This window comes from Alcanivorax sediminis, assembly GCF_009601165.1.
Taxonomy (GTDB): Bacteria; Pseudomonadota; Gammaproteobacteria; order Pseudomonadales; family Alcanivoracaceae; genus Alcanivorax; species Alcanivorax sediminis.
This window is the reverse complement of sequence record NZ_WIRE01000001.1, coordinates 2713077-2735524: the sequence shown is the minus strand read 5'-3', so window position 1 is coordinate 2735524 and position 22448 is coordinate 2713077. Positions and strand designations below refer to the sequence as shown.

The 22448-nt window shown below is 54.2% G+C and carries 18 protein-coding genes; 16 read left to right on the top strand and 2 right to left on the bottom strand.

Translation table 11 applies throughout. The features are described from left to right. Nucleotides 1–21: 21 nt before the first annotated feature. From GFN93_RS12480 to hepT, 11 genes are all read left to right on the top strand, one after another. Complete coding sequence (locus tag GFN93_RS12480; RefSeq protein WP_235901830.1) at nt 22–1689, top strand: OmpP1/FadL family transporter; 1668 nt, start codon at nt 22–24, stop codon at nt 1687–1689. Next, the gene (locus GFN93_RS12475; RefSeq protein ID WP_153501388.1) at nt 1689–2540 is read left to right on the top strand and encodes a hypothetical protein; all 852 of its coding nucleotides are present in this window, start codon (nt 1689–1691) and stop codon (nt 2538–2540) included. Before GFN93_RS12480 ends, GFN93_RS12475 begins: the two co-directional genes overlap by 1 nt. 32 nt (nt 2541–2572) lie before the next feature. After that, nucleotides 2573–4615 carry a hypothetical protein gene (locus tag GFN93_RS12470; RefSeq protein ID WP_153501387.1) on the top strand — a complete coding sequence of 681 codons (2043 nt, stop codon included), beginning with the start codon at nt 2573–2575 and terminating at the stop codon, nt 4613–4615. Nucleotides 4616–4716: 101 nt separating this feature from the next. Further along, a complete protein-coding gene (locus GFN93_RS12465; RefSeq protein WP_153501386.1) occupies nt 4717–5430 on the top strand; it encodes a GntR family transcriptional regulator in 714 nt (237 codons plus the stop codon). Nucleotides 5431–5439: 9 nt separating this feature from the next. Then, entirely contained in the window at nt 5440–6330 is an 891-nt protein-coding gene (prpB, locus tag GFN93_RS12460; protein ID WP_153501385.1) for a methylisocitrate lyase, read from the top strand. Between the two features lie 218 nt (nt 6331–6548). Further along, the gene (gene prpC, locus GFN93_RS12455) at nt 6549–7694 is read left to right on the top strand and encodes a bifunctional 2-methylcitrate synthase/citrate synthase (protein ID WP_153501384.1); all 1146 of its coding nucleotides are present in this window, start codon (nt 6549–6551) and stop codon (nt 7692–7694) included. Between the two features lie 132 nt (nt 7695–7826). Then, the gene (acnD, locus tag GFN93_RS12450; RefSeq protein ID WP_153501383.1) at nt 7827–10430 is read left to right on the top strand and encodes a Fe/S-dependent 2-methylisocitrate dehydratase AcnD; all 2604 of its coding nucleotides are present in this window, start codon (nt 7827–7829) and stop codon (nt 10428–10430) included. 126 nt (nt 10431–10556) lie between these two features. Next, the gene (prpF, locus tag GFN93_RS12445) at nt 10557–11735 is read left to right on the top strand and encodes a 2-methylaconitate cis-trans isomerase PrpF (RefSeq protein ID WP_153501382.1); all 1179 of its coding nucleotides are present in this window, start codon (nt 10557–10559) and stop codon (nt 11733–11735) included. Nucleotides 11736–11984: 249 nt separating this feature from the next. Then, nucleotides 11985–12374, top strand: a complete 390-nt coding sequence (mntA, locus tag GFN93_RS12440; RefSeq protein WP_208993739.1) for a type VII toxin-antitoxin system MntA family adenylyltransferase antitoxin — start codon at nt 11985–11987, stop codon at nt 12372–12374. Then, nucleotides 12362–12547: a hypothetical protein gene (locus GFN93_RS17375; RefSeq protein ID WP_235901827.1), complete on the top strand. Its 186-nt coding sequence runs from the start codon at nt 12362–12364 to the stop codon at nt 12545–12547. The genes mntA and GFN93_RS17375 overlap by 13 nt, the downstream gene beginning before the upstream one ends. Beyond that, nucleotides 12519–12773: a type VII toxin-antitoxin system HepT family RNase toxin gene (gene hepT / locus GFN93_RS17370; protein WP_328594733.1), complete on the top strand. Its 255-nt coding sequence runs from the start codon at nt 12519–12521 to the stop codon at nt 12771–12773. The genes GFN93_RS17375 and hepT overlap by 29 nt, the downstream gene beginning before the upstream one ends. A gap of 398 nt (nt 12774–13171) precedes the next feature. Here the strand turns inward: hepT and GFN93_RS12430 are convergent, their stop codons facing one another. Together GFN93_RS12430 and GFN93_RS12425 are read right to left on the bottom strand one after the other, a co-directional pair. Then, nucleotides 13172–13549, bottom strand: a complete 378-nt coding sequence (locus GFN93_RS12430; RefSeq protein ID WP_153501381.1) for a type II toxin-antitoxin system VapC family toxin — start codon at nt 13547–13549, stop codon at nt 13172–13174. Continuing rightward, nucleotides 13546–13761: a type II toxin-antitoxin system VapB family antitoxin gene (locus GFN93_RS12425; RefSeq protein WP_153501380.1), complete on the bottom strand. Its 216-nt coding sequence runs from the start codon at nt 13759–13761 to the stop codon at nt 13546–13548. Before GFN93_RS12425 ends, GFN93_RS12430 begins: the two co-directional genes overlap by 4 nt. Before the next feature lie 702 nt (nt 13762–14463). Here GFN93_RS12425 and GFN93_RS12420 point away from each other — a divergent pair. Genes GFN93_RS12420 through GFN93_RS12400 form a run of 5 tightly spaced genes read left to right on the top strand, consistent with a single transcriptional unit; the run spans nt 14464 to nt 21967 of the window. Further along, nucleotides 14464–16467 carry a hypothetical protein gene (locus GFN93_RS12420; protein ID WP_153501379.1) on the top strand — a complete coding sequence of 668 codons (2004 nt, stop codon included), beginning with the start codon at nt 14464–14466 and terminating at the stop codon, nt 16465–16467. A 7-nt stretch (nt 16468–16474) separates the two neighbouring features. Beyond that, nucleotides 16475–17149 (top strand): hypothetical protein, encoded by a 675-nt coding sequence (locus tag GFN93_RS12415; protein ID WP_153501378.1) that lies wholly within the window; start codon nt 16475–16477, stop codon nt 17147–17149. Between the two features lie 2 nt (nt 17150–17151). Continuing rightward, on the top strand, nt 17152–19350 hold the full coding sequence (locus GFN93_RS12410; RefSeq protein ID WP_153501377.1) for a DUF6160 family protein: 2199 nt from the start codon (nt 17152–17154) through the stop codon (nt 19348–19350). Between the two features lie 16 nt (nt 19351–19366). Continuing rightward, nucleotides 19367–20977 (top strand): hypothetical protein, encoded by a 1611-nt coding sequence (locus GFN93_RS12405; protein ID WP_208993738.1) that lies wholly within the window; start codon nt 19367–19369, stop codon nt 20975–20977. A gap of 15 nt (nt 20978–20992) precedes the next feature. Beyond that, nucleotides 20993–21967, top strand: a complete 975-nt coding sequence (locus GFN93_RS12400) for a hypothetical protein (RefSeq protein WP_153501376.1) — start codon at nt 20993–20995, stop codon at nt 21965–21967. Nucleotides 21968–22448: the final 481 nt, after the last annotated feature.

Below are 22448 nucleotides of genomic sequence, written 5' to 3'. Positions count from 1 at the left end.
TGCAGTTGGATGGGGTGAGCCATGAAGAATAACTATAAACGGCAAGGGTTACGGCTTATCGCCTGCGCCTTTGGGATGATGGCGGGTGTCGCCGGCGCTCAGCTTGCCAATAACATCGCCATTGACGTGAAAGCCATGAGTATGGGGCATGCGGTGGTTGCCGATCCGCCCGGTATTTCTGCTATTCACTTTAACCCTGCTGGTCTGGCCAAGCTGGATGGCCGGCGTATGGATCTTCAGTTTCTGGGTGCGGACTTCTCGCTTGAATCAGAATTTTCTGCACCGCCAGGCTATAACGTATTCGGTTTTTCTGACGACCCGGTGGTGTGTAACGATGTGCCTGACGATGGCGTCGATTATTGCCGCAGCTTCAAAAAGGCCACCAGTACCGTAGAGGGGATTTCCCTTTATGTGCCGTTTCTCAATGACACCGTGGATTTGCCGCCGGGCCCGTTGATTGCTGGTCCCTTGCCCGCGTTCTCTATTCGACCGGCAGGCTCCAAGTTTACTTTTGCAACCGCGACCTACCTGCCTCTTGCAGCGGGTTTCTATCGCGATGAAGACGATGTGGGTAACTACATGGGGGAACGGGTCGCCCTTGAGCGTATAACCTACCTGTCTCCATCCATTGGTTACCGGGTGAATGATGAGTTGTTTCTGGGGGCCTCCATCGGTATGAGCTACCAGGCGATTGCCCTGGAGCAGGACTTTCGTGCCCCCAATGAACTGCTGGGTTTTGCCCGGGTCATCGACGAGAGTATTTGTGCCCCGTTTGAGGGTGAGTCCAACATTGCGTTGGACCTGATTCTGTTTGGTATCTGCCGTCCGCAGGAGGGACTGGGACCATTCAAGAATCTGGCGTCTCTGGAAGTCTCCATGGATCAGCGCTTCAGTCCGTCATACAACCTGGGGATTCTCTGGGAGCCCAGTGAGCGGTTCGCTTGGGGTGCCACTTGGCGCTCGGCTGCCAAAACCCACATGAAAGGGGATTACAAGATCACCTATTCCAATGCTGCCCGCGAGACCATTAATGGCATTGGTGGATCTGCGACAGGAGCACTGGCACTGGCCGTACTGGGGATCCCCTCTTTTGTTGAGGAAGAGGAAGTAGGGCGGGTCAGTATGGATCTGACCATGCCGGCGACTTTTCAGACGGGGATCAAGGTCAAGCCCACCGAGCGTCTGCAGTTTAATGTAGATGCGGTTTGGGCTGACTATAAAGAGTGGGATGCATTTAATATCGTGTTCGACCGCAGTTCTGCCGTATTGAGTCTGGCACGCCTGTTTTCACCAGGATCCAGTCCGACCCGGCTTAGCTACCCGCTGAATTTTCAGTCAACCTGGAATCTGGCCTTCGGTGCGGCCTATGACCTGACGGGTCGTATTCAGCTTCGTGCAGGCTATGAGCCACGTGCATCCGCCATCCCTGACGACCGACGCAGCCCCATGGTGCCTATCAATGAGGCTCGCTATTACAGTCTCGGCCTGGGATATAAGTGGGACAAGGATACGGACATTGATCTGGGTATCGGTATGCTGCACAGCAAGGACGAAATCCCGGCTGATACCAGCTGTGCTGCAAACTGCACGGGTATCGATAATGTGGTGTATAACCCTTATGCTGGCCTGGATATCAAGACAGAGGCCCAGATCACCCTGATCGGCCTGGCATTCAGAACGAAATTTTAATGCGCACACTACTTGTACTGGCTCTGGCGGCTCTGGCGGGCTGTCAGGGCCCGGTGCCAACAGGTAACGAATCCAGTGGCCTGTACGTCTACACCGATGCCCAAGGAAACCTGGTTACCCTGGAGCGTAAGGCCGAGCCTCGCCCGGTCGCGCCGGTGAGCGGGCAAGCAGATACCTCCAGTCCGAATCCGGATGATGCCTCTGCCGTTTCCCTTGAAAATATAGATGACTACCGTCCAAGCGGTGAGGTCGAGCAGGAACTGGAAGATCGCGAAAACCAGCGATTTGTGACCTATATCGACGAAACCGGTCAGCTGGTCAGTCGTCCTGTTGATATGGGCGCGGAACGAGCTGCCGCCCGGGCAGCCCCTGGACCGTATCAGGAGCTGGCAACGGATGGCTTTATGGAAACCTATCGCCCCATTCGGACTGATTGTTGTTTGCATATGCTGGAAGCCGCACGGCCCTTGAGTTCTGGCAGTGAGCAGCTGGTCGCCTTTGACGATGGCAGTTTGCTTATGGCGGGGGACAACGGTTACCGTGCCATCGTGTTTTCAATGGACGAGGGTATATCGGGCCTTACCCTGAATGCCTTTGTCAAAAAGAAGGGCTATCTTGCGGTGGAATTGCTCTGGCTGGATGCCGAGGGCACGCCGGTGATGCTGGTTGATCAGCCTTTCAGCCGCAAGTACCCGGAAACCTGGTACCGCTACGGTTATCTGCAGGGAACCCTTGAGCGGGAAGCAGGTCTACAGTATCTGGTTGTTTTCCTTCCCTATTCTGAAGAGCAGCCGGGTACCGACGGATTATTACAAGTGACGCAGGGAGAGCTGGTCTTGTTGGGCCGCTAACAGGCTCACCTGCAGAATCACAGGAATTCAATATGCGTGTTTTGTTTGCTTTGACTGCCTTGTCCATTGCCCTTGTTGGGTGCAATGGCGGAGAGGATTTCTCGGGTGCCACGGTGAGGGGGTGTCCTGCAGGTGCGGGCTGTACACCTACATCACGAGGTGAGGTACTGGTAGAGCTGGTTGGCCCGAGAGTGGTGAACCTTGGCTACAAGTGTGGTGGTACCAGTGTGGTGTTCTTTACCCAGGAAACCGAGACGACCTCGGTGACTACTAATGGTGAGTCCGTTACAGTCCCTGCTTATCACGCGCTTTGCCCCTCTTCTTCTCAGAGTATTGAGTTTTTCGTGGGGAGCGGCCTGTTCGAAGGAAACTTTGCCTCACTCGGCACGATCTTGTTCCCAAAGCAGGAGGCCCTGGAGAAGTACACCGTTACGTTGGCAGATCTTGAAAACTCTCCCTGGCGTGAATCCTCTGATCTGCCTCAAACCCGTAATATCGCTGCGTTGATATCGGGACTCGATACTGATGCGATGACCCCTGATGTCGTGACGATTCCAGATGAGGCCCACGATCTTGTCGACGATCAGCCTGGACTTGTGAAGCCACTGAATACAGCGGTGTATGACAATTTCAGGAATGACTGGTCGGTGGGCGATGCTGGCGATGATACGTTCTTCGAGGTGCTGTCTTCGCAAGTGGCAGTAGCTGGGCTAAATCCTGATGGAGATATTCCGCTGGCTTTGGTCAAAGGGGCTAATCGTTATACCTCTGCCGGGAATTATAGCTTCCGTTCCTGCCTGTTTATCACTTGCCAGGATGATAATCCTAACTCCGCTGCCGAGAACGATATTGTCAGCGTGAACCTCCCGGGAAGGCTCAGTAATGATGCCTCCTTGGGGGAGCCCCCCCTGATCTTGCCCAATGGCAAGGTGATGGGGCTTGGTTTTGCTGCAAGAGCATCCAGCGCAGCGGATGGGCGGCAAGAGCTGGTGGCCTTTGGTCCTGACTCCAGGCTGAACGACCTGCTACAGCTTGAAAATGCGACTATTGTGTCCATCGAGCCTGGCAGCGCGGATACTGATCTCACAGTGCAGGGTCGCTTTCTTAATAAATTGATTTATAACAACTTCCAGCCTGAAAACAGCGTGGGCACTACTGATATTGAGGTTAACTACCCCGATATTGCTGCTCTTCTGGCTGATGAAGACAAAGGCGCCCTTGATGGCGAGTTACTTTCGGATGCCGTAGTCGACCTGCCATTGTCTGGGGAAATTGAGGCGGCCCCCCAGCCGGACCCAAACCAAGTGGCGATTCAGAATCTGGCGGATAACGGGCCCTACACACTGAGATTGATGCGGGCTTGCCTGGGTGCGAACGAGCCAACGCCTGCGGAATGTTCCGATATCCCAAACCCGGATCTTGAGGCCGCAGCTGACGGTAGTGGTAACTACTTCCCGGAAATTAACAGCAATACCACCACTCAAGAGCAGCCAAAGGGCGATTATTACTCCGGAGATGCAAGTCCAAGCAGCACAGATATCTGTCTTCAGGTTATCTCGGACCCTGGTCAGCCCGATAACGGCATCGTTATGGCGGGAGACTTCGAAGGCAACTGTCCAAATGCCTTGGGTGTAGATGGTTGGGCTGTGGGCTTTGTCAGTCGTACTTTCATGAATGACGCAGGCACAGAAGCTAATTCTGCCAATCTGTCCTTGTTTATTGCCCCTGACGCAACAGCACCCAAGACCACTAGCCATTTTGGGGTAACCGTTTTAGGGAGGGTCGACATGCAGGATGCTTGCCGTCCGATGTTCCGTCTTTCTGATGCAAATTTCGATGACGGCCTGCGAGCAGCCTGGATTGATGGCTTTTATCCTTATGTGCTTGAGAAAGAGTTAATTGCAGCCTTGCCTGATAAGGCAGATGGCTCGGATAACACTTATCTGGATCTTGACGAGGCTGACCAGGAATTGTTGATTGTTCTTGGCAAGCTGGCGTTTGGGAAGGGGGGGGCAGTCCAGTTTTTTGCTGGCTTGCCCGGTGGTGGCTGCGACCCGTTAGCGCCTGCTCCGTGATCCTTTGTGTCACTCATTGTCAACAATGCCTCTTGAAACATCCCGTATAGGGGCGTAAAGTCCAGCCCGGTTGTAAGGATTGTCAACAATCGGGCTGATGTATGTCTGCTACCTCTCCAGACTCTTTATCGGAAAACCAGGCACGAACCCTTGCCGACCAGGTATTTGCCCGGCTGCAGGACGATATTGTGCGTGGAGAGATTCCTCCCGGTACCAAAGTCAGCGAAACCGAGCTGGCCACCCGCTACGGTGTCAGCCGCGGCCCCCTGCGCGAAGCCATCCGTCGTCTTGAATCCCGCAAGCTGCTTGAACGCGTGGCCCATGTGGGCACCCGCGTTGCCTCCCTCAGCTTTGATGACCTGATCGAGATTTATCACGTCCGTGAGGCGCTGGAAGGCATGGCGGCCCGTTTAGCCGCCGAATGTATGACCAGGGCAGAAGTCCGCGGACTCTACGATGTGCTGAGCCAGCACGAGCAACAACAGGATCTTCGTGAAGATACCGCCTACTTCCAGCGTGAAGGGGACCTGGATTTTCACTACCGCATTATTCAGGGTAGCCACAACGCGACGCTTAGCCAGATGCTGATCGGCGAGCTCTACCATTTGGTGCGCATGTATCGCTACCAGTTCAGCTCCGTTGCCAACCGCCCGCAAAAAGCACTCAACGAACATCGTCGTATTGTCGAGGCCATTGAAGCCGGAGATGGCGAGATGGCGGAGCTGCTGATGCGCCGCCATATCAGCAGTGCCCGCAAGAATATTGAAAGCCAATATGCCGCCCACAAGGCGGAGAATCTGAAATCGGATCAATAGGAGAACGCCATGTCAGCAAACCTGACCGCCGGCGGCCGCTTCCGTAAAGCGCTCGCGGAAGAAAAGCCCCTTCAAATCATGGGTACTATCAATGCCTACGCGGCGATGATGGCCGAGCAAACCGGTTACCGTGCTATCTACCTGTCTGGTGGTGGTGTGGCCAACGCCAGCTACGGCATGCCTGACCTGGGCATGACCAGCATGAACGATGTGCTGGAAGACGTGCGTCGTATCTCCAGCGCTGTGGAAACGCCGCTGCTGGTGGACATTGATACCGGTTGGGGTGGGGCGTTCAACATCTCCCGCACCGTGAAGGAAATGATCAAGGCCGGCGCGGGTGCGGTTCACCTGGAAGATCAGGTTGCCCAAAAGCGTTGCGGGCACCGCCCGAATAAGGAAATCGTTTCCCAGGCAGAAATGGTGGACCGTGTTAAAGCTGCCGTTGATGGCAAGATCGACGATGATTTCTTCATCATCGCGCGTACCGATGCATTCCAGATGGAAGGTCTGGAGTCTGCGGTAGAGCGTGCCAAGGCCTGTATCGAAGCCGGCGCAGACGGCATCTTCGCTGAAGCCGTACACACCCTGGAAGATTACAAGGCGTTCAAGGAAGGTCTGGGCGACGTCCCGCTGCTGGCCAATATCACCGAATTTGGTGCCACTCCTCTGTTCACCCGTGAAGAGCTGGCTGAAGCCGGTGCGGACATGATCCTGTATCCGCTTAGCGCCTTCCGTGCCATGAACAAGGCTGCACTGGCCGTGTACCAGAGCATTCGCGAAAACGGTCACCAGAAAGACGTGGTGGACATCATGCAGACTCGTATGGAGCTGTACGATTTCCTCAACTACCACGACTACGAGCAGAAACTGGACGCTCTGTTCGCCCAGAACAAGGGCTGAGCAGCTTAAGGTCTAACCGTAGAAGCCTGCCTGCAGGCGATTTTCTGAAAGATCGCCTGCAGGCAGGCTCCTACGGCGAAAGAACAGATTCAACATCGCAGGTCGGAAATGGGCTCAACCATCTCCGGCAGAGGTAAGAAGGCGCGGATCGGTGTTACCGATTCCCGCCCTGCGGTGATCAAGACATCGTTGTAAACAGATTAACCAGGAGATAAACAATGGCAGAAGGCAAAAAGCTCTCAGGCGCAGGCCTGCGTGGCCAGGTCGCAGGTAAAACCGCTCTTTCTACTGTAGGTGTTTCCGGCTCAGGCCTGACCTACCGCGGTTACGACGTTAAAGACCTGGCGGAAAACTGCGAATTCGAAGAAGTGGCACACCTGATCCTGAAGGGCGCGCTGCCCACTCAGGCTGAACTGGCTGCCTACAAGACCAAGCTGAAAGGGCTGCGTGGCCTGCCTCAGGCACTGAAAGAAGTGCTGGAGCGCATCCCGGCTGACGCTCACCCGATGGACGTGATCCGTACCGGTTGTTCCATGCTGGGCAATCTGGAGCAGGAAGACACCACCGTCATGGGCGTGTTCCCGAACCAGGAAGAAGCCATCGACCGCATGCTGGCCTGCTTCCCGTCCATCATCTGCTACTGGTACCGTTTCAGCCACGATGGCGTTCGTGTTGACGAAAACACCGATGACGATTCCATCGGCGCACACTTCCTGCACATGCTGCGCGGCGAGAAGCCTAACGAGCTGCATGAACGGGTTATGAACGTGTCCCTGATCCTGTATGCAGAGCACGAATTCAACGCGTCCACTTTCACTGCACGTGTGTGTGCCTCCACTCTGTCCGACATTCACAGCTGCATAACTGCAGCTATTGGCTCCCTTCGTGGTCCGCTGCACGGTGGTGCCAACGAGGCTGCCATGGACATGATCGAGAAGTTCACTTCAGCCGATCATGCCGAGCAGGAAATGATGGGCATGCTGGAGCGCAAGGAAAAGATCATGGGCTTTGGTCACGCGATCTACAGCACTTCCGATCCGCGTAATGCCATCATCAAGGAATGGTCCGAGAAGCTGGCCGCGGACGTGGGCGACACCGTGCTGTACCCGGTTTCCGTGCGTTGTGAAGAGGTGATGTGGCGTGAGAAGAAGCTGTTCTGTAATGCCGATTTCTTCCATGCCTCTGCCTATCACTTCATGGGCATCCCGACCAAGCTGTTCACGCCAATCTTCGTGATGAGCCGCCTGACGGGTTGGGCTGGCCACGTGATGGAGCAGCGTGCGGACAACCGCATCATCCGTCCGAGCGCCGAGTACACCGGTGAAGATCTGCGCACGGTAACCCCGATCGCAGAACGCGGCTAAGTAAACGCCAGATGCTCGACGCCCGATGCCTGACGCCGTGTTTCACGGCCTCAGGCGTTTGGCGTCCAGCCTCAAGCGTTGTATTCACATCCAGGCTCAACCTGCCAGCATTCTCAAAAAGAGTCCCAGGCTATGAACACTGAATATCGCAAGCAGCTTCCCGGCACCCAGCTGGACTACTTCGACACCCGTGCGGCTGTCGACGCCATCCAGCCTGGGGCCTATGACAAACTTCCCTTCACCTCGCGCATCCTGGCTGAACAGCTGGTGCGTCGCTGCAACCCTGAGGATCTGACCGATTCTCTCAAGCAGCTGATCGAACGCAAGCGCACCATGGATTTTCCGTGGTACCCGGCGCGCGTGGTGTGTCACGACATTCTTGGTCAGACCGCACTGGTCGATCTGGCGGGTCTGCGTGATGCCATCGCCGAAGCCGGTGGTGACCCCTCCAAAGTCAATCCGGTAGTGCCGACCCAGCTGATCGTGGATCACTCTCTGGCAGTAGAGCACCCGGGTTTTGAAAAAGACGCGTTTCAGAAAAACCGTGAGGTGGAAGAGCGCCGCAACGAGGATCGCTTCCATTTCATCAACTGGACCAAGACCGCGTTTGATAACGTGGACGTGATTCCGCCCGGCAACGGCATCATGCACCAGATCAACCTGGAGAAGATGTCTCCAGTGGTGCAGGTGCGTGATGGTGTCGCCTTCCCTGATACCTGTGTGGGTACCGACAGCCATACCCCTATGGTCGACGCCCTGGGTGTGATCTCCGTTGGTGTAGGTGGTCTGGAAGCTGAAAACGTAATGCTGGGTAACCCGTCCATGATGCGTCTGCCTGACATCGTCGGGGTGGAGCTGACCGGCAAGCTGAAGCCTGGCATCACCGGTACGGACCTGGTACTGGCCCTCACCGAATTCCTGCGCCGTGAGCGCGTGGTCGGCGCGTATCTGGAGTTCTACGGTGAAGGTGCAGACAGTCTGTCCGTGGGTGACCGGGCCACCATTGCCAACATGACCCCGGAATACGGTGCCACTGCGGGCATGTTCTTCATCGATGGCCAGACCATCGATTACCTGAAGCTGACCGGCCGTGAAGACGAGCAGGTGGCGCTGGTAGAAGCGTTCGCCAAGGAAACCGGCCTGTGGGCCGACAGCCTTAAGACGGCGGAGTACGAGCGCGTCCTGCACTTTGACCTGTCCCAGGTTGAGCGTAACCTGGCGGGCCCGTCCAATCCGCACGCACTGCTGCCGGTATCCGAGCTGGGTAGCCGTGGCATTGCTAAAGAGTGGCAAGAAGGGTTGAAGGAAGAAGAGGGCTTGATGCCGGATGGCGCGGTGATCATTGCCGCCATTACCAGCTGTACCAATACCTCCAACCCGCGCAATATCATTGGCGCTGGCCTGCTGGCTCGTAATGCCAACAAGCTGGGCCTGGTGCGCAAGCCCTGGGTAAAAAGCTCCCTGGCGCCCGGTTCCAAGACCGTGAAAATGTATCTGGAAGAATCCGGTCTGCTGCCCGAACTGCAGCAGCTGGGCTTCGACGTGGTGGCCTTCGCCTGTACTACCTGTAACGGTATGTCCGGTGCGCTGGATCCCAAGATCCAGAAAGAGGTGATCGACCGCGACCTGTACGCGACCGCGGTACTGTCCGGTAACCGTAACTTCGACGGTCGTATTCACCCCTATGCCAAGCAGGCGTTCCTGGCGTCTCCGCCGCTGGTGGTGGCCTACGCCATTGCGGGCACCATGCGCTTCGACATCGAGAAAGATGCGCTGGGCAAGGATCAAGACGGCAACCCGATCTACCTGAAGGACATCTGGCCTTCTGACGAAGAGATCGATGCCATCGTGAAGTCCGCGGTGAAGCCGGAGCAGTTCCGCAAGACCTACATACCCATGTTCGAGAAGAAGGGTGACGGTGCGCGCGCAGCCAGCCCGCTGTATGACTGGCGTCCGCAGTCCACCTACATCCGTCGTCCTCCCTACTGGGAGGGCAACATGGCAGGTCAGCGTGAAATGAAAGGTATGCGCCCTCTGGCGATCCTGCCGGACAACATCACCACCGATCACCTGTCGCCTTCCAACGCTATCCTGTTGGACAGCGCTGCGGGTGCCTACCTGCACAAGATGGGCCTGCCGGAAGTGGACTTTAACTCTTACGCAACCCACCGCGGCGACCACCTTACCGCCCAGCGTGCCACCCTCGCGAACCCGAAACTGTTCAACGAGATGTGCCGTGACGAGAACGGTGAAGTGATCCAGGGTTCCCTGGCCCGCGTAGAGCCTGAAGGCCAACAGATGCGGATGTGGGAAGCCATTGAAACCTATATGGAGCGCAAGCAGCCGCTGATCATCGTGGCCGGTGCCGATTACGGTCAGGGTTCCTCCCGTGACTGGGCTGCCAAGGGCGTAGCTCTTGCCGGTGTGGAAGTGATTGCCGCTGAAGGTTTCGAGCGCATTCACCGTACCAACCTGATCGGCATGGGCGTGATGCCCCTGCAGTTCGAGGAAGGCACCACCCGCAAGACCCTGAAGCTGGACGGTACCGAAATCTACGACGTGGAGGGTGAGATCGCTCCCCGTGGCACCATGACCCTGGTGATCACTCGCCAGAACGGTGAGGTAGAGCGCGTACCAATGATCTGCCGTCTGGATACCGCGGAAGAAGTGTCCGTTTACACCAACGGCGGCATCCTGCAGAAATTCGCCAAAGAATTTATGGCGGAAGCGGGCTAAGGCAAAACTGACTGTGGGAGCTTGCCTGCAGGCGATCTTTCGTTTGCAGGCAAGTTCCCACAGAAGCTCTCTGTATATCCAACCCCGCCGGTATCACCGCCGGGGTTTTTTTGAAGGAGCAATATCATGGCTCATGCACCACAGATTAAAATCCCCGCCACCTACATGCGTGGCGGCACCAGCAAGGGCGTTTTCTACAGCCTCAAGGACCTGCCGGAAGTGGCTCAAGTACCTGGCGAAGCCCGTGACAAGATCCTGCTGCGGGTGATCGGCAGCCCCGACCCCTATGGCAAGCACACCGACGGCATGGGGGGCGCCACCTCCAGCACCAGCAAGAGTGTGATCCTCTCCAAGAGTGAAAAAGCGGATCACGACGTGGACTACCTGTTCGGTCAGGTTTCCATCGACAAGCCGTTCGTGGACTGGAGCGGTAACTGCGGCAACCTGACCGCGGCCGTCGGTTCCTTCGCCATCAGTAACGGCCTGGTGGAGGCGGACCGCATTCCGGAAAACGGCATCGCCGTGGTGCGTATCTGGCAGGTCAACATCCAGAAAACCATCGTCGCGCACGTACCGATTACCAACGGTGAAGTGCAGGAAACCGGTGATTTCGAGCTGGACGGCGTGACCTTCCCGGCGGCAGAGGTGCAGGTGGACTTCATGGATCCGGCAGACGGGGAGGGCGCCATGTTCCCCACCGGGAATGTGGTGGACGAGCTGGACGTTCCCGGCGTGGGCACCTTCCCGGCCACCATGATTAATGCCGGCATCCCCACCGTTTTCGTGAATGCAGAAGATATCGGCTACACCGGTACCGAACTGCAGGGCGACATCAACGAGAACAAGGATGCTCTCAAGATGTTCGAAACCATCCGTGCCTACGGCGCCAAGCGCATGGGCCTGATCGAGAACATCGAAGAAGCGGAAGCCCGCCAGCACACCCCCAAGGTGGCTTTCGTCTCCAAACCTAAGAGCTACACCGCCTCCAGCGGCAAGCAAATCAGTGAGGGGGATGTGGACCTGCTGGTGCGTGCGCTGTCCATGGGCAAGCTGCATCACGCCATGATGGGCACCGCGGCAGTAGCCATCGCCTGTGCGTCTGCCGTCCCGGGCACCCTGGTGAACCTGGCAGCAGGTGGCGGAGAGCGTGACAGCGTCACCTTCGGCCACCCCTCCGGCACCCTGCGAGTTGGCGCCGGTGCCAAGCAAGTAGATGGCCAGTGGACCGCCACCAAAGCCAGCATGAGCCGCAGCGCCCGTATCCTCATGGAAGGCAACGTCCGCATCCCCGGCGACTGCTTCTAAGTAGCGTCAAAAGAACGGGTAGGGCGGAAATCGGCACCAGCCGATCTCCGCCATTGCTGCCCAATAATATGGTAATGCTATTCACTCAAACCCTGAGGCGGGCTTTTTGTGGGAGCGTGCTTGCACGCGAAAGGCCCTGACCTAATCAGCAAACGCCCTCACACTTGCAAACACGCTCTCATCTTCATACTTTCTGGTTTATTATCGGCTATATAGGCTGTACCCCAACTAGAACCCCAGCAGGCCACTATGTCCGCGACCATGGAAAGCATTCGTAACTATCTCCAGGGAGACTCCGATGTCTGTCTGGCCTATGTGTTCGGCTCAATCGCAACCGGTAGGGCGAATCTGGAAAGTGACCTGGATGTGGCGGTCAGCACAAAGACGGAGCTGTCACCGGAGAGAAAGGCAGCGATAGTAGGTGACCTGGCCAGTCTTACCGGTAGGCCTGTGGATTTGATTGACTTGAGGCGTGCAGGTGAGCCGCTATTAGGAGAAATCCTGAGAGATGGCAGGCGCCTCAAAGGCTCTCATAGTCAGCATGTAGAACTGGTGCAACGGCATATTTACAACTGTGAAGACTTTCTGCCGATAGTGCGCCGTTTGCTGTCTGAGCGGAGGCAGCAATGGATTCGCTGATCGTCGAGCGAAAACTGGAATGCCTCAGACGCTGCATCAAGCGGGTGGAACAAAAACGTCCGGATAACGCCGCCACACTGGAAACCGATCCGGACATCCAGGACATTCTGGTGCTGAACCTTAGCAGTACAGTTATGTGTCGATATTGCGGCCCATGTACTGCTGGACTATGAGACGATCCCTCCCAATACCATGGGCGAAACATTCGATCGCCTCGCAGACCTGAAGCTCATCGAGCCTGAGCTGCGTGATAACTTGAAGCGTTCTGTCGGCTTCAGAAACATGGCTGTGCATAGCTACGATGTGCTGGACTGGCGCATTGTCTACGCCATCGCCACTCGACAGCTTGAAGATTTCACCCGCTTCGCCGCAGCAGTAACCCCCCTGCTAAATCACTAAACCCTGCTGTAGGAGTTCCACTTGAGGGACGAACCGCCGCAGGCGGAGCCGAAAGGCCCCAGGTTTTCTCCCTGGCAGAAAAGACAAACTTTCGTCCCTCAAGTGGAACTCCTACAGCAGGATCACATCCTGCTGGTTACTTCTATACCTGTTCCAAAGACAGGGCAGGGCGAGAATCGCCGAACGCCGATCTCCGCCATTTCTGCCACATCTCCCGGTTTGCAGGAACTGTGGTTCCACTGAGAAAATTCCACTCAACCCCTTCGTCTGCAAGCAGCCTCCCACTGGGCCTTGCTGGCTGGTAGTCGTCTTGGTTCAGGTGGCTGTTGCTGTGGGAGGCTGCTTGCAGGCGAAGAGCTGGCTCAGGCCGTGTCTCCAACGAAGCGCCTGAAAACGATTTATTTTACGCAGGGATAAACAACCCCAAACCTGTCGGCTAATGTCGCCAGCCGCTTGTCCAGTGTCCACAACCGGCAGCCAGGAGTGATCAGCGTAGAGGCAAGCAGGGCGATATCTACCAGGCCGCAACCCAGTCCATAGAGCGCCTCATGCTCAATAAAACGCATCACCTCATCCATGCTTGCTTCATTGGCATGGCCAAGCAAAGACAAGTCGGAAAGCGTGCGATGTCGTGGCGCAGGCGGTGTGCCGCAAGCAATTTCGGCAAGGATAAATGAGTGGGTCAGCACTTGGTCATTTGAAAGCAACCTGGAGAGTGCTTCGTTGGTATGTTTGAAGTGTGCAACCCAAACTGAGGTGTCAACCAAAACGCTCATGCATCGTCACTACGTTCAATACGAGAATGACGGCGAGGGATGTCTTGCATATCAGGCGCAGTCCCGCCTAACGACGCCAAGCGTTTCGCGGCTTGAACCCGCACATAAGTCCGCATGGCTTCTCGAAACAGATCCGCCTTACCCACATCTGGTCCTGCCATCGCCAGGGCCTGTTGATAAAGTTCGTCTTCAATAGTCACGGTAGTGCGCATTGAAATATCCTGATTGCATCATTGTTGGTGATAATGTGCATCAATTTGTGCGTCATCACAAGTGGCCGCAGGGCGGGGATCGCCGAGCGCCGATCTCCGCCATTCCTGCCGCCCCTCCCGGTTTGCAGGAGCTGTGGTTCCACTGCGAAAGCCCACTCAACCCCTTCGCCTGCAATCAGCCTCCCACTGGGCTTTGCTGGTTGGTAGTCGCCTTGGTTCAGGTGGGTGTTGCTGTGGGAGGCTGCTTGCAGGCGAAATCACCAGGGGCCACTGGTTAAACTATTGCGCCGCATAACCCAGGTTGCTGTGGGGGCGTGCCCCTGATACTTAGCTGCTTGGCACGCCCATCCCACAATCCGCCCCACCTGCCGGAATTCGCTAGCACCCCAGTAAACAGGGCCTATGCTGTCTAGCGACATCAGTAAACACCCCAAACAAATACATTCCGGTGGCATCTGTGCATATCGGTAACAAGTGCTGGCTCACCCGTTGAGTACATATATGCACAAAATGCACTGCAACAAGGGCCCATTCCATAACTCAATGATTTAAAGGGGGTTTTCAGCTAATTCTATTGTATAGGTATTGTTAACATCTGTTGCTGCTCGTGTTGCACCTGTGTAATCTTGTCATTAAAGATGACAAAAACTGCCAGGAAGACACTTTTTCTGCCAGTAATATAACAACAACATCGAGGTCACCGTGCGTCGCAACCTTTCTTCTACCAACCTGTTGTTGGCAGCGACCCTTGCGCTAGGGGTTGGCCAAGTTCAGGCTCTCACAGAGCTGACAGACGAATCTATGTCTGGGGTTACGGGGGAAGGTATAGCGTTTCTTCCTGAAAATCTTCAAGTGATGATGTCAGAGCCTGATGTCAACCAAGCTGGGGCACTGACCAATCGTGGACTGGATACGGGCTACATCCGCCTTATTCCTGTTGGCCCCCTCACAGACGTAGCAACGAACGACCCGATATATGGCTCCTATACCGGAAAAGGTGATGTTTTCCTCTACGGTCTGGGCATCTCGAAAGCTGATGGTAATAGCAATTCGAGGCTAGGTGACCCCATCGCTAGCTGGGGCACTCCAGGGAATCCGTGGTTGGTTAAGGTGCAGAGCGAATCTGACGTGCAGGATTTCAGTACCACCAACATTACCGGAAATACCGTTTCCTATTTGAACCTGGAAGCACCGCTGTATCAGCCTGGCGTGGATGGCGCGGCTGGTGCAGATGCCTACAACCTGAAGCTCGCCTGGTGGGCGGATATCTTTAACCGTGACCCTGGTGTGGCAGAGAACCTGGCTTCCACAGGAACACAATTTGACGTAGGCGGTGCTGGCCGCGCCAATCGCCTGCGGCTGCAAGCCATTTGGGATGGCCTCAGTGTCAATGGCAGCCATGTGCGGCTTTTCCAGACCCAGGGTGGCGCCACCAATAGCGGTGGCATGAGCACTTTCTACAATAATACGCTTGGTGCGGCAGTGCTGGTGAGAATGAACAGCGGCGATTCTACAGGCCTGATAGGCACGTTTAGTGATTCGACTACGGAAAATACAACGTACAGCGGCTGGAATAATGTTCATGGGGGCTGGAATTCAACGCTGAATGCGGCGGCCTCCGGTGGGAATTGCAACAATGGTGGTGCGACAAATACAGCCTATACGAACCAGGGTTCAGCTGGTTGCCGCTACATCGTACAGAACCGAATCCGCACTGATAGCAAAACCCGCACCCAGACCTGGACCCCGCCGAGCATGGATTCCGTGTTCCGCTTCAGCACCCGTGAGTCTGGAGCGGGGCAGGGTTTGCTAAATACCCCGGCTATTGTTGGCGGTTCTGCACCAAGCTTTGATACCGACGAAGGCCTGTATCTTTATGCTCCGAACATCAACCTGCCTATTGGTTCCATTGCGCAACCGTTGATTGCGGGTGTGGCCGCAGACGGGCGCAATATTACATTTGAGTTAACTCGCATCCCCAATAAAGCTGAAACTTACACAGCTATATATAACGGGGGTAACTGCAACGTCCACCAATGTGCCCCTGGCGCGACTCATGGCAGTATCACCATTGGCAGCACCAATTACGACGGGGTGAACAACTTACTGACAGCGTACACCGGTGATGGCGCGGTGGGGGTTTCGTTTGGGAAGCAGGTGGCTGGTTCCGCCACAACTATGGAAACGCGCTCAATTACGGAGGTTCAGTACAAGCAGCGACGGGTTCTAGATTCCACATGGACATCAGCATATTGGTGTAGCACTAATGGTTTGACCATTTGTTACAACTATAGCTCTGCAACGGGGCACTTGTATCAATGGCAAACACGCAACTCAAATGGAACCTGGACAACAAACTCAACAGCAGTAAACACCCCAGGAAATGCAAGTTGTTCGGGCAGGGCTTGTAGTTCCACTTCTGCGCCGACAGGCTATAGCTGCCCAGAAAAAGCAGGTTGTACTTTATGGGGAACCAATACAAACCGTCAGTGGAATTATGCGGTTCATGGGCAATGGTTGACTTCTTCAAGCGCAGAAGTTGACGCACTTATTGGAGCATCAAATGGTGTAACAGGTGCCCCGCTTGTTGGGAATCAGGCTTCGGATCCTTCTGTCCCTGCCACTTCTTTTTCAGGAAACCTTGGCTCGGTGGTCATCGACGGCATCCTAATCCAGCACATGAAATTCACCACCACGGGCCTGTGAGATATCTATGACTAAAAATATCTTCGCTATCTTATGTGCTCTTCCCTTGCTGGTGCGGGCTGATTTACAGCCATTAGAAGAGGGCTATATGAGTTCCGTCACCGCCCAGGGGGGGGCAGAAATCTCGTGGTTGCTGCAACTTAACCAATCGGCCTATCTTGATGCCTCCAGCGGCAATGCTCCGGTTTTTCAATGTGACAAGGATGACTATGTGTATTGCCGTTTAGGGGTTCAGATTGCCAATCGCAGTGTTGATGGCTCGGGCAATCATGTTTACGACGACGACACAGATGCGCGCAAACAATGGCTGGTGTTCAAAAAGATTCAGGGTACTGTCAATTTGCAATACCTGCAGCTCACCGGCAAGGATCTGGATATTGACTCAAACAAAAAAGCCGCTATTCATTTAACCTTTGATCCTGATCGTCCCGTTTTATTTCGCAATGTTGGCTTCGAAGCATTGGCCATTGAAGAGGATAGTGGTCCGGATGCCGGTCCCGGAGGTACTGACACACCCGGATTTTTGCTTCCTGCGGCAACCTATAACACGACCAATGCTCCTGGCTCCGTTTTTGATCATGGACGTGAGCTCGGTTTTACTGGTCTGAACATCAACGCCAACCTGGTGGTGAATGGTTCTGTCAATATGTTCAGCTGCGATGCGAGCCATCCGAGGTGCTGAAAATGAAAATAATCCATTTTGTTTCGTGCGTGGTGGCATTTGGTTATGCAATATCAGCACAGGCGATGCAGCCATTAAATGATGTGTCGCTAAGTCAGGTGTCCGGCCAGGATGGCATTGTTATTGATTCCTCCTTTAGTGAGGCCAGTGTGGATCGCTTGTATCTGGAAGACGGCGCTGGTGTAGGGAATGCTGCTGATCAAACCATGCGTGTATGGACTAACGGTGCGACCCTGAGCGGTGATGATATGGGCACGATGCTCAAGATCGATACCGGAAGTAATGCTGGTAGCACCGGGCTGGATCTGGAGCTAACCGCTAGCCTGGGTACGTTGCGCACGGAAACAACTCAGATTTGCATGGGGGCTATTGCACCGGGAAATGCCGGTGCGAACTGTGGAAGTTCTCTTGGTGCCCTTACTGTGCAGACCGCATCCCCGTTTCATGCACACCTGAAAACCACAAACGGGTTGTTCAATGAAGATGCTCCTGCAACCCTTTCGGCAGGCTTGGAAAATACCAACATCTTCATCACCCAGTACGATGGCAGCCAGTTTAACCAGGGGATTATCAAAGATTTTAACTTCAGTTTTAATGGCGAGGGCTACATATTTGTTGATCCCGCTCGTGGTCTTGTGATGGAAACGCGGGACCCAGCCAATGCGCTGGAAATGGTCCGTGTTGACGATCTGAATAATCCAGGTAAAAAGCTGCCGGGGCTTAATCTGGAGTTGATGTACAAGAGTAATGTGGCAGACCCCAGCGGCGACCCATCTCCGGTTTATAGTACATCTGGTGCGGCAGGTGTTATCAGAGGCGGGATATCCGGTGCGGTAACCGATGCCAGCCTAACGTTTCGCGGTGTCAATGATAGCGCTGGCGCTATCATGGGTAATAGTTATTCCCTCGGAGCAGGTGCAGGCAGCGCGGGCTCTGCTTCTGTTCTTGGCAGTCGTGGCCTTTACCTGAATTTCCAGGGGGCGTTCCTGCGTAGCGGTGATAACCCTGTGGTGTTGGAGCTGGCTCACGCTGGCAATAATGCTTACGGTATCGGGTTTGGCAACTTGTCGCCTTTGCTGGTGCGTACGGATGTTACCGGGAGTAATCCTGCTCTTAATACGGGGCTGGCTTATTTGAACTCGGGTGATATCTATTTCAACCTGATTAATACCCAGTCATTGCTCCTGCCTGAAAACACGGTATTGAATGCCACCAAGGTCGGCGGTAGCTTCCTTACTACTGCCGCGGATTATCAGCATCGTGTTCATAATGAATCCAGTAATCCCCATGCGATAGGTGTAGCGGTTCGTGGGATGGATTTCCAGGCTATTGCCCGCGATAGTTATTTCATCGTGAGCAATGATGTGACCAATCCTGCAGATATACCATCCTCATCTGGCAGTTGGGGTATCGGTTTACCATTTCACAATCTAGATGCCAATGTGGCGCTGTACGGCTTGAATATCGGTGGCGAGGAACGTATTGGTACAGCTTTTGCGTTGAACACTCAGGGCGTGAGTGCGGATGGCAGTAAAACAACCTCAATTTTGCTTATTGACGGTGAGCCTAACCCTAATGACAGCGGCAATCCGACCAACTATTACATGGGGTTGCGCAATATCGATATGTTTATGGCTGGCTATGGTTCTCTCGGCTTTTCTAATGGTCAAATCGGAATCCAGATTGACGATTTTGATCTGGCCATCGCTTCCCAATTTGCCGCCGGTTACTTGCCGGGTTCCAAGTTTCGATCTGGAACAGATGTTTATGCCCCAGTGGACGGCTTTACCAGTAGTGATGGCGTTCTTTTCGGCATCAATCTCAAGCTGGCGGGGAGCGGTAACGTGAATCTGGTGCCCGCACCAGCCAGCAGCACCCTGGCGACCAATTACACTCGCTTTGCAGGGGATCTAACTCTGACCAGTGGTGCCATTCAGCTTGTTGAACCTGTTGATGGTACAACCCTGGGGCTGGACAATATGACAGGAAAAATCGGCTTTGATAACTATATTCGTTTTCAAAAAGATAGCGTGGATTTCCATGCTGAATTGGCCTTGAACCCCGAGCAGACTTCAGCCGGTGTTGTGCGCTTTTCTAATGTGAATCTCTACCCAGACAGTAATGCCGCTGCACAGCGGCTTGGTGAAATCGCGATTAGCGGTGGTAATCTGGTTAGCAATTTGAATATCAAACCGTTCTGAACAATTAGGGCGTGTCATGAATTGGCGAAATGTTAAAGAGGCTGTTGCCGTGAAGAATAATAACTCTGTATTGCTGCTGTTTTGCTGCCTGCTTGCCAGCCCCGCAGCTTCCGCGTCAGTGGATACGAAAATGCCAGGGATGCAGTCGCTCAGTGACGATGAATTGTCGGAGATGACTGGGCAGGCACTATTCAACCTCGCTTATCTTGCACCTGGTGAGGCGAAAGATGCTAATGGCGCTCCTATTTCCTCTTCATCGAATCAAAATATAGGTTTTTATAATATTGGTATGGAGGCGGAACTAGAGCTTAATGCCAATATCAAAAACCTGCAGCTCGGCTGTGGCGGAGTCAACAACAGTGTAAGACCTGCAGCCTGCGATATTGACATTAAGAATTTATCTCTAAGTGGCATTCCATCCGGTTTTATTGGCAGCGGCTCACAAGAAGGTTCGCCAGATTATTCAGGGGATGGTGGACGAGCAGCCACCAGTGCTTTGTTAACCAACCCTTTCGTCGAGTTTGCGATCAAAAATCCTAATTCCGCTACCATGAGAGAGATTGTCGGTGCCCGCTTTGGGGCGGCGGAGATTCTCGGTATGCTGAGTGCAGGTGTTTTAAATGGGACAGCCCCCATACCTGGTGACGGTATTCAGTCGCTGAGTGGCTATATGAGGGTCGCCGCAACTACGGGCGAAGTTTATACCCAGGCAACAACTTTCGGGAGCAATAGTGTTGGCTGTGTTCCTTTATCCGGTGTTCCGGGCTGTCAATCCCTTGGCGGTAAAGTAGAAACCTTGCTCGGTAATCGCTATTTCAGAAGCCTGCCAACTGATGGTCAAACTACAGGTGTTTCTGTGCCCAGCCTGAATGTTGGGTTCAACTTGCCTTCGTTCACGGTAACCGGCAAACGCATGACGCAGGCAGTGGCGACAAATGTAAGTGCGACTATTCCATGGTTTCCTATTGCCGACGCTGGATCATGCCCTGCTGCATATGCCGCAGAATGTGCGGCGGCAAATGCACAACTTATTCCAGGCACCTTTGACGATGATATCTTACGTGTTCTCCTAACTGAGGATGGTAATTCTTCCACATGGAATGGTTGTGGCATTGGGTTGCTTGGTGGATGCCGGTCACTTGTTGAGTATGCTCGATTTAAAATGGCTCCAGGCTCAGCCATCACTGATCTAAACCTTGATATTACCTTCAAGCAATCGTTAAGCATGTTTCACAACATTCCGCTAACAGGCAGTGGCGGGTACCTTTCCTTGCAGGGGCAGGATGTTCATTGGCCCGGCGCGAATGTCGATGATATCGCGCAGCAGGGCTGGTGGATGTCATTTCAGGAGCCGATTGATTTAGGCTATTTACAAGCTCAACAACAGGTGGATGTCAGTGATGTGCTTCCCCAGCTAGCTGACGCCGTTACTACTAGTCTGCTCGAAGGTGATCGCATTGATGTTAGCAGTTTGGGTGATTCTATTGACGCGCTGACTAATGCTGTTTTGGAAAAGCGATTGGTGGTTCCACTGACCGGACAAACCGCATACCTCACCTTGGAAAACCAGCAGTTAAAAAGTCAGCATGTGGTTGCTAACTGCTGGGGTTCCAGCACCTTCTGTTAAATGTGGAGCATGATCATGAATATAACTGGCATGTCCATGATCTTTAGTGCGGTCTTGGTTTTGCCCGCTTATGCGGCGGCGATGGAGCTTTTGGCTGATGAATCCTTGTCGAAAGTCAATGGCCAGGATGGCATCAGCGTGGGAGTGCAGTTACCAAATGCAGCGCTGAAATTCAGCCAGCTAAGCTTGCTTGACTCCAATGGTGTTGCTGGTGGTAGTCATGTGGGGGAGCTGGATTACACCAGCCCTGGAGCTTGGCTTTACGCACCCAAAAACTATGATGCTAACGGCGCAATACAGTTTTTTGCCGATGAAAATTTTTCGACTGCAAGCAGCCAACCTATTACTGTCAATATCGATGCGGGTACTGGTACGGCTGGAGCGACTCTGAATGTGACCCTTGCCATGCCTGCCGATATGCATGGATTGAGGTTAAATCCTTTTTCACTTTATCTGTGGGATGGTCCGGGCAACATTTTTAATCCAGCTCGTCCGACGCTGCAAACTGGGGTGACGGAAGTGCTTCGCTCCGGGGCCATCAATATGCTGTTTAGCTCCAACCCAATCATGAATTTTCAGCTTGGCTCAGAGCCTCAGGGACATATGATGTCTTTAAGCGCCGGGACGCTGTCTTGTATTAGTAATGTTGACTCGCTTTGTGGCCCTATCTCTGCGGCGAGCGAGGATAAAATCAGCCTCCTTTCTGATAATGTCTCTACCGATAGTCAGATAAGTCTGGATTTTCTATTTGATGCTAGAGCTTATGGCGGTTTTGGTTTGGCTGGTATGTATGCTGACATTGAATCTACGGGGCTGGTTTTGGGGCGTGAGGGTACTACGACAAAGTTTGATATTCACCTGCTTAATGTCGATTTTGGTACTGTGGGCACCGCAATCCCAGGTGGACCTGCTAATGGTCAGGCCATAAGCCGTATGGGAGCTGAGGGTGTGACCATTACCGATCTTCAGACGCGCATTCACGGAATCTGATTTTTTATGATCGGTTAGGGGGCTGCTACCTCAATTTCTCCGCCTATGAAGGTCGAGGCCCCCATTTCCCATTTCGGGAGAGGGCAGGCCTGCCTCCGGGTTTGTAGGGGGAGGGCAGCACTGTGAAAAGCCCACCCCAAACCCTTCGTCTGCAAGCAGCCTCCCACAGTAATTTCCATTCTCTGTAGTACAGACCACGAGGCACGGGGCTGCCATTTTCCAATGGTGTTGATCTGCTGTGGGAGGTTGCTTGCAAGCGAATATGATTTCGATGGCCTAATGCTTTCGAGGGCCCACGCACCCGGGGCCAGGTCTCCCATTTCCCATTTTGGGGAGAGGGTAGGCCTGCCTTCTGGTAGTTCCCGAAAAAACCCACCGAAAGCGCTTCGGCTGCAAGCAGCCGCCCACAGAAATTTCCATTCTCGAAGTCCCCCGGTAATCACCCCGAAATTTAGCCCTGCTCAAAAGTAGAATTTTCTCG

Bases quoted from the DNA above. Each gene is read 5' to 3' on its own strand.
- GFN93_RS17375 (WP_235901827.1), top strand. From the start codon at position 12,362: ATGGATTCGCTGATCGTCGAGCGAAAACTGGAATGCCTCAGACGCTGC.
- GFN93_RS12470 (WP_153501387.1), top strand. From the start codon at position 2,573: ATGCGTGTTTTGTTTGCTTTGACTGCCTTGTCCATTGCCCTTGTTGGG.
- GFN93_RS12400 (WP_153501376.1), top strand. From the start codon at position 20,993: ATGAATATAACTGGCATGTCCATGATCTTTAGTGCGGTCTTGGTTTTG.
- GFN93_RS12430 (WP_153501381.1), bottom strand. From the start codon at position 13,549: ATGAGCGTTTTGGTTGACACCTCAGTTTGGGTTGCACACTTCAAACAT.
- GFN93_RS12465 (WP_153501386.1), top strand. From the start codon at position 4,717: ATGTCTGCTACCTCTCCAGACTCTTTATCGGAAAACCAGGCACGAACC.
- mntA (WP_208993739.1), top strand. From the start codon at position 11,985: ATGTCCGCGACCATGGAAAGCATTCGTAACTATCTCCAGGGAGACTCC.
- GFN93_RS12405 (WP_208993738.1), top strand. From the start codon at position 19,367: ATGAATTGGCGAAATGTTAAAGAGGCTGTTGCCGTGAAGAATAATAAC.
- prpF (WP_153501382.1), top strand. From the start codon at position 10,557: ATGGCTCATGCACCACAGATTAAAATCCCCGCCACCTACATGCGTGGC.
- prpB (WP_153501385.1), top strand. From the start codon at position 5,440: ATGTCAGCAAACCTGACCGCCGGCGGCCGCTTCCGTAAAGCGCTCGCG.
- GFN93_RS12480 (WP_235901830.1), top strand. From the start codon at position 22: ATGAAGAATAACTATAAACGGCAAGGGTTACGGCTTATCGCCTGCGCC.
- GFN93_RS12475 (WP_153501388.1), top strand. From the start codon at position 1,689: ATGCGCACACTACTTGTACTGGCTCTGGCGGCTCTGGCGGGCTGTCAG.
- GFN93_RS12425 (WP_153501380.1), bottom strand. From the start codon at position 13,761: ATGCGCACTACCGTGACTATTGAAGACGAACTTTATCAACAGGCCCTG.
- GFN93_RS12410 (WP_153501377.1), top strand. From the start codon at position 17,152: ATGAAAATAATCCATTTTGTTTCGTGCGTGGTGGCATTTGGTTATGCA.
- acnD (WP_153501383.1), top strand. From the start codon at position 7,827: ATGAACACTGAATATCGCAAGCAGCTTCCCGGCACCCAGCTGGACTAC.
- prpC (WP_153501384.1), top strand. From the start codon at position 6,549: ATGGCAGAAGGCAAAAAGCTCTCAGGCGCAGGCCTGCGTGGCCAGGTC.
- GFN93_RS12415 (WP_153501378.1), top strand. From the start codon at position 16,475: ATGACTAAAAATATCTTCGCTATCTTATGTGCTCTTCCCTTGCTGGTG.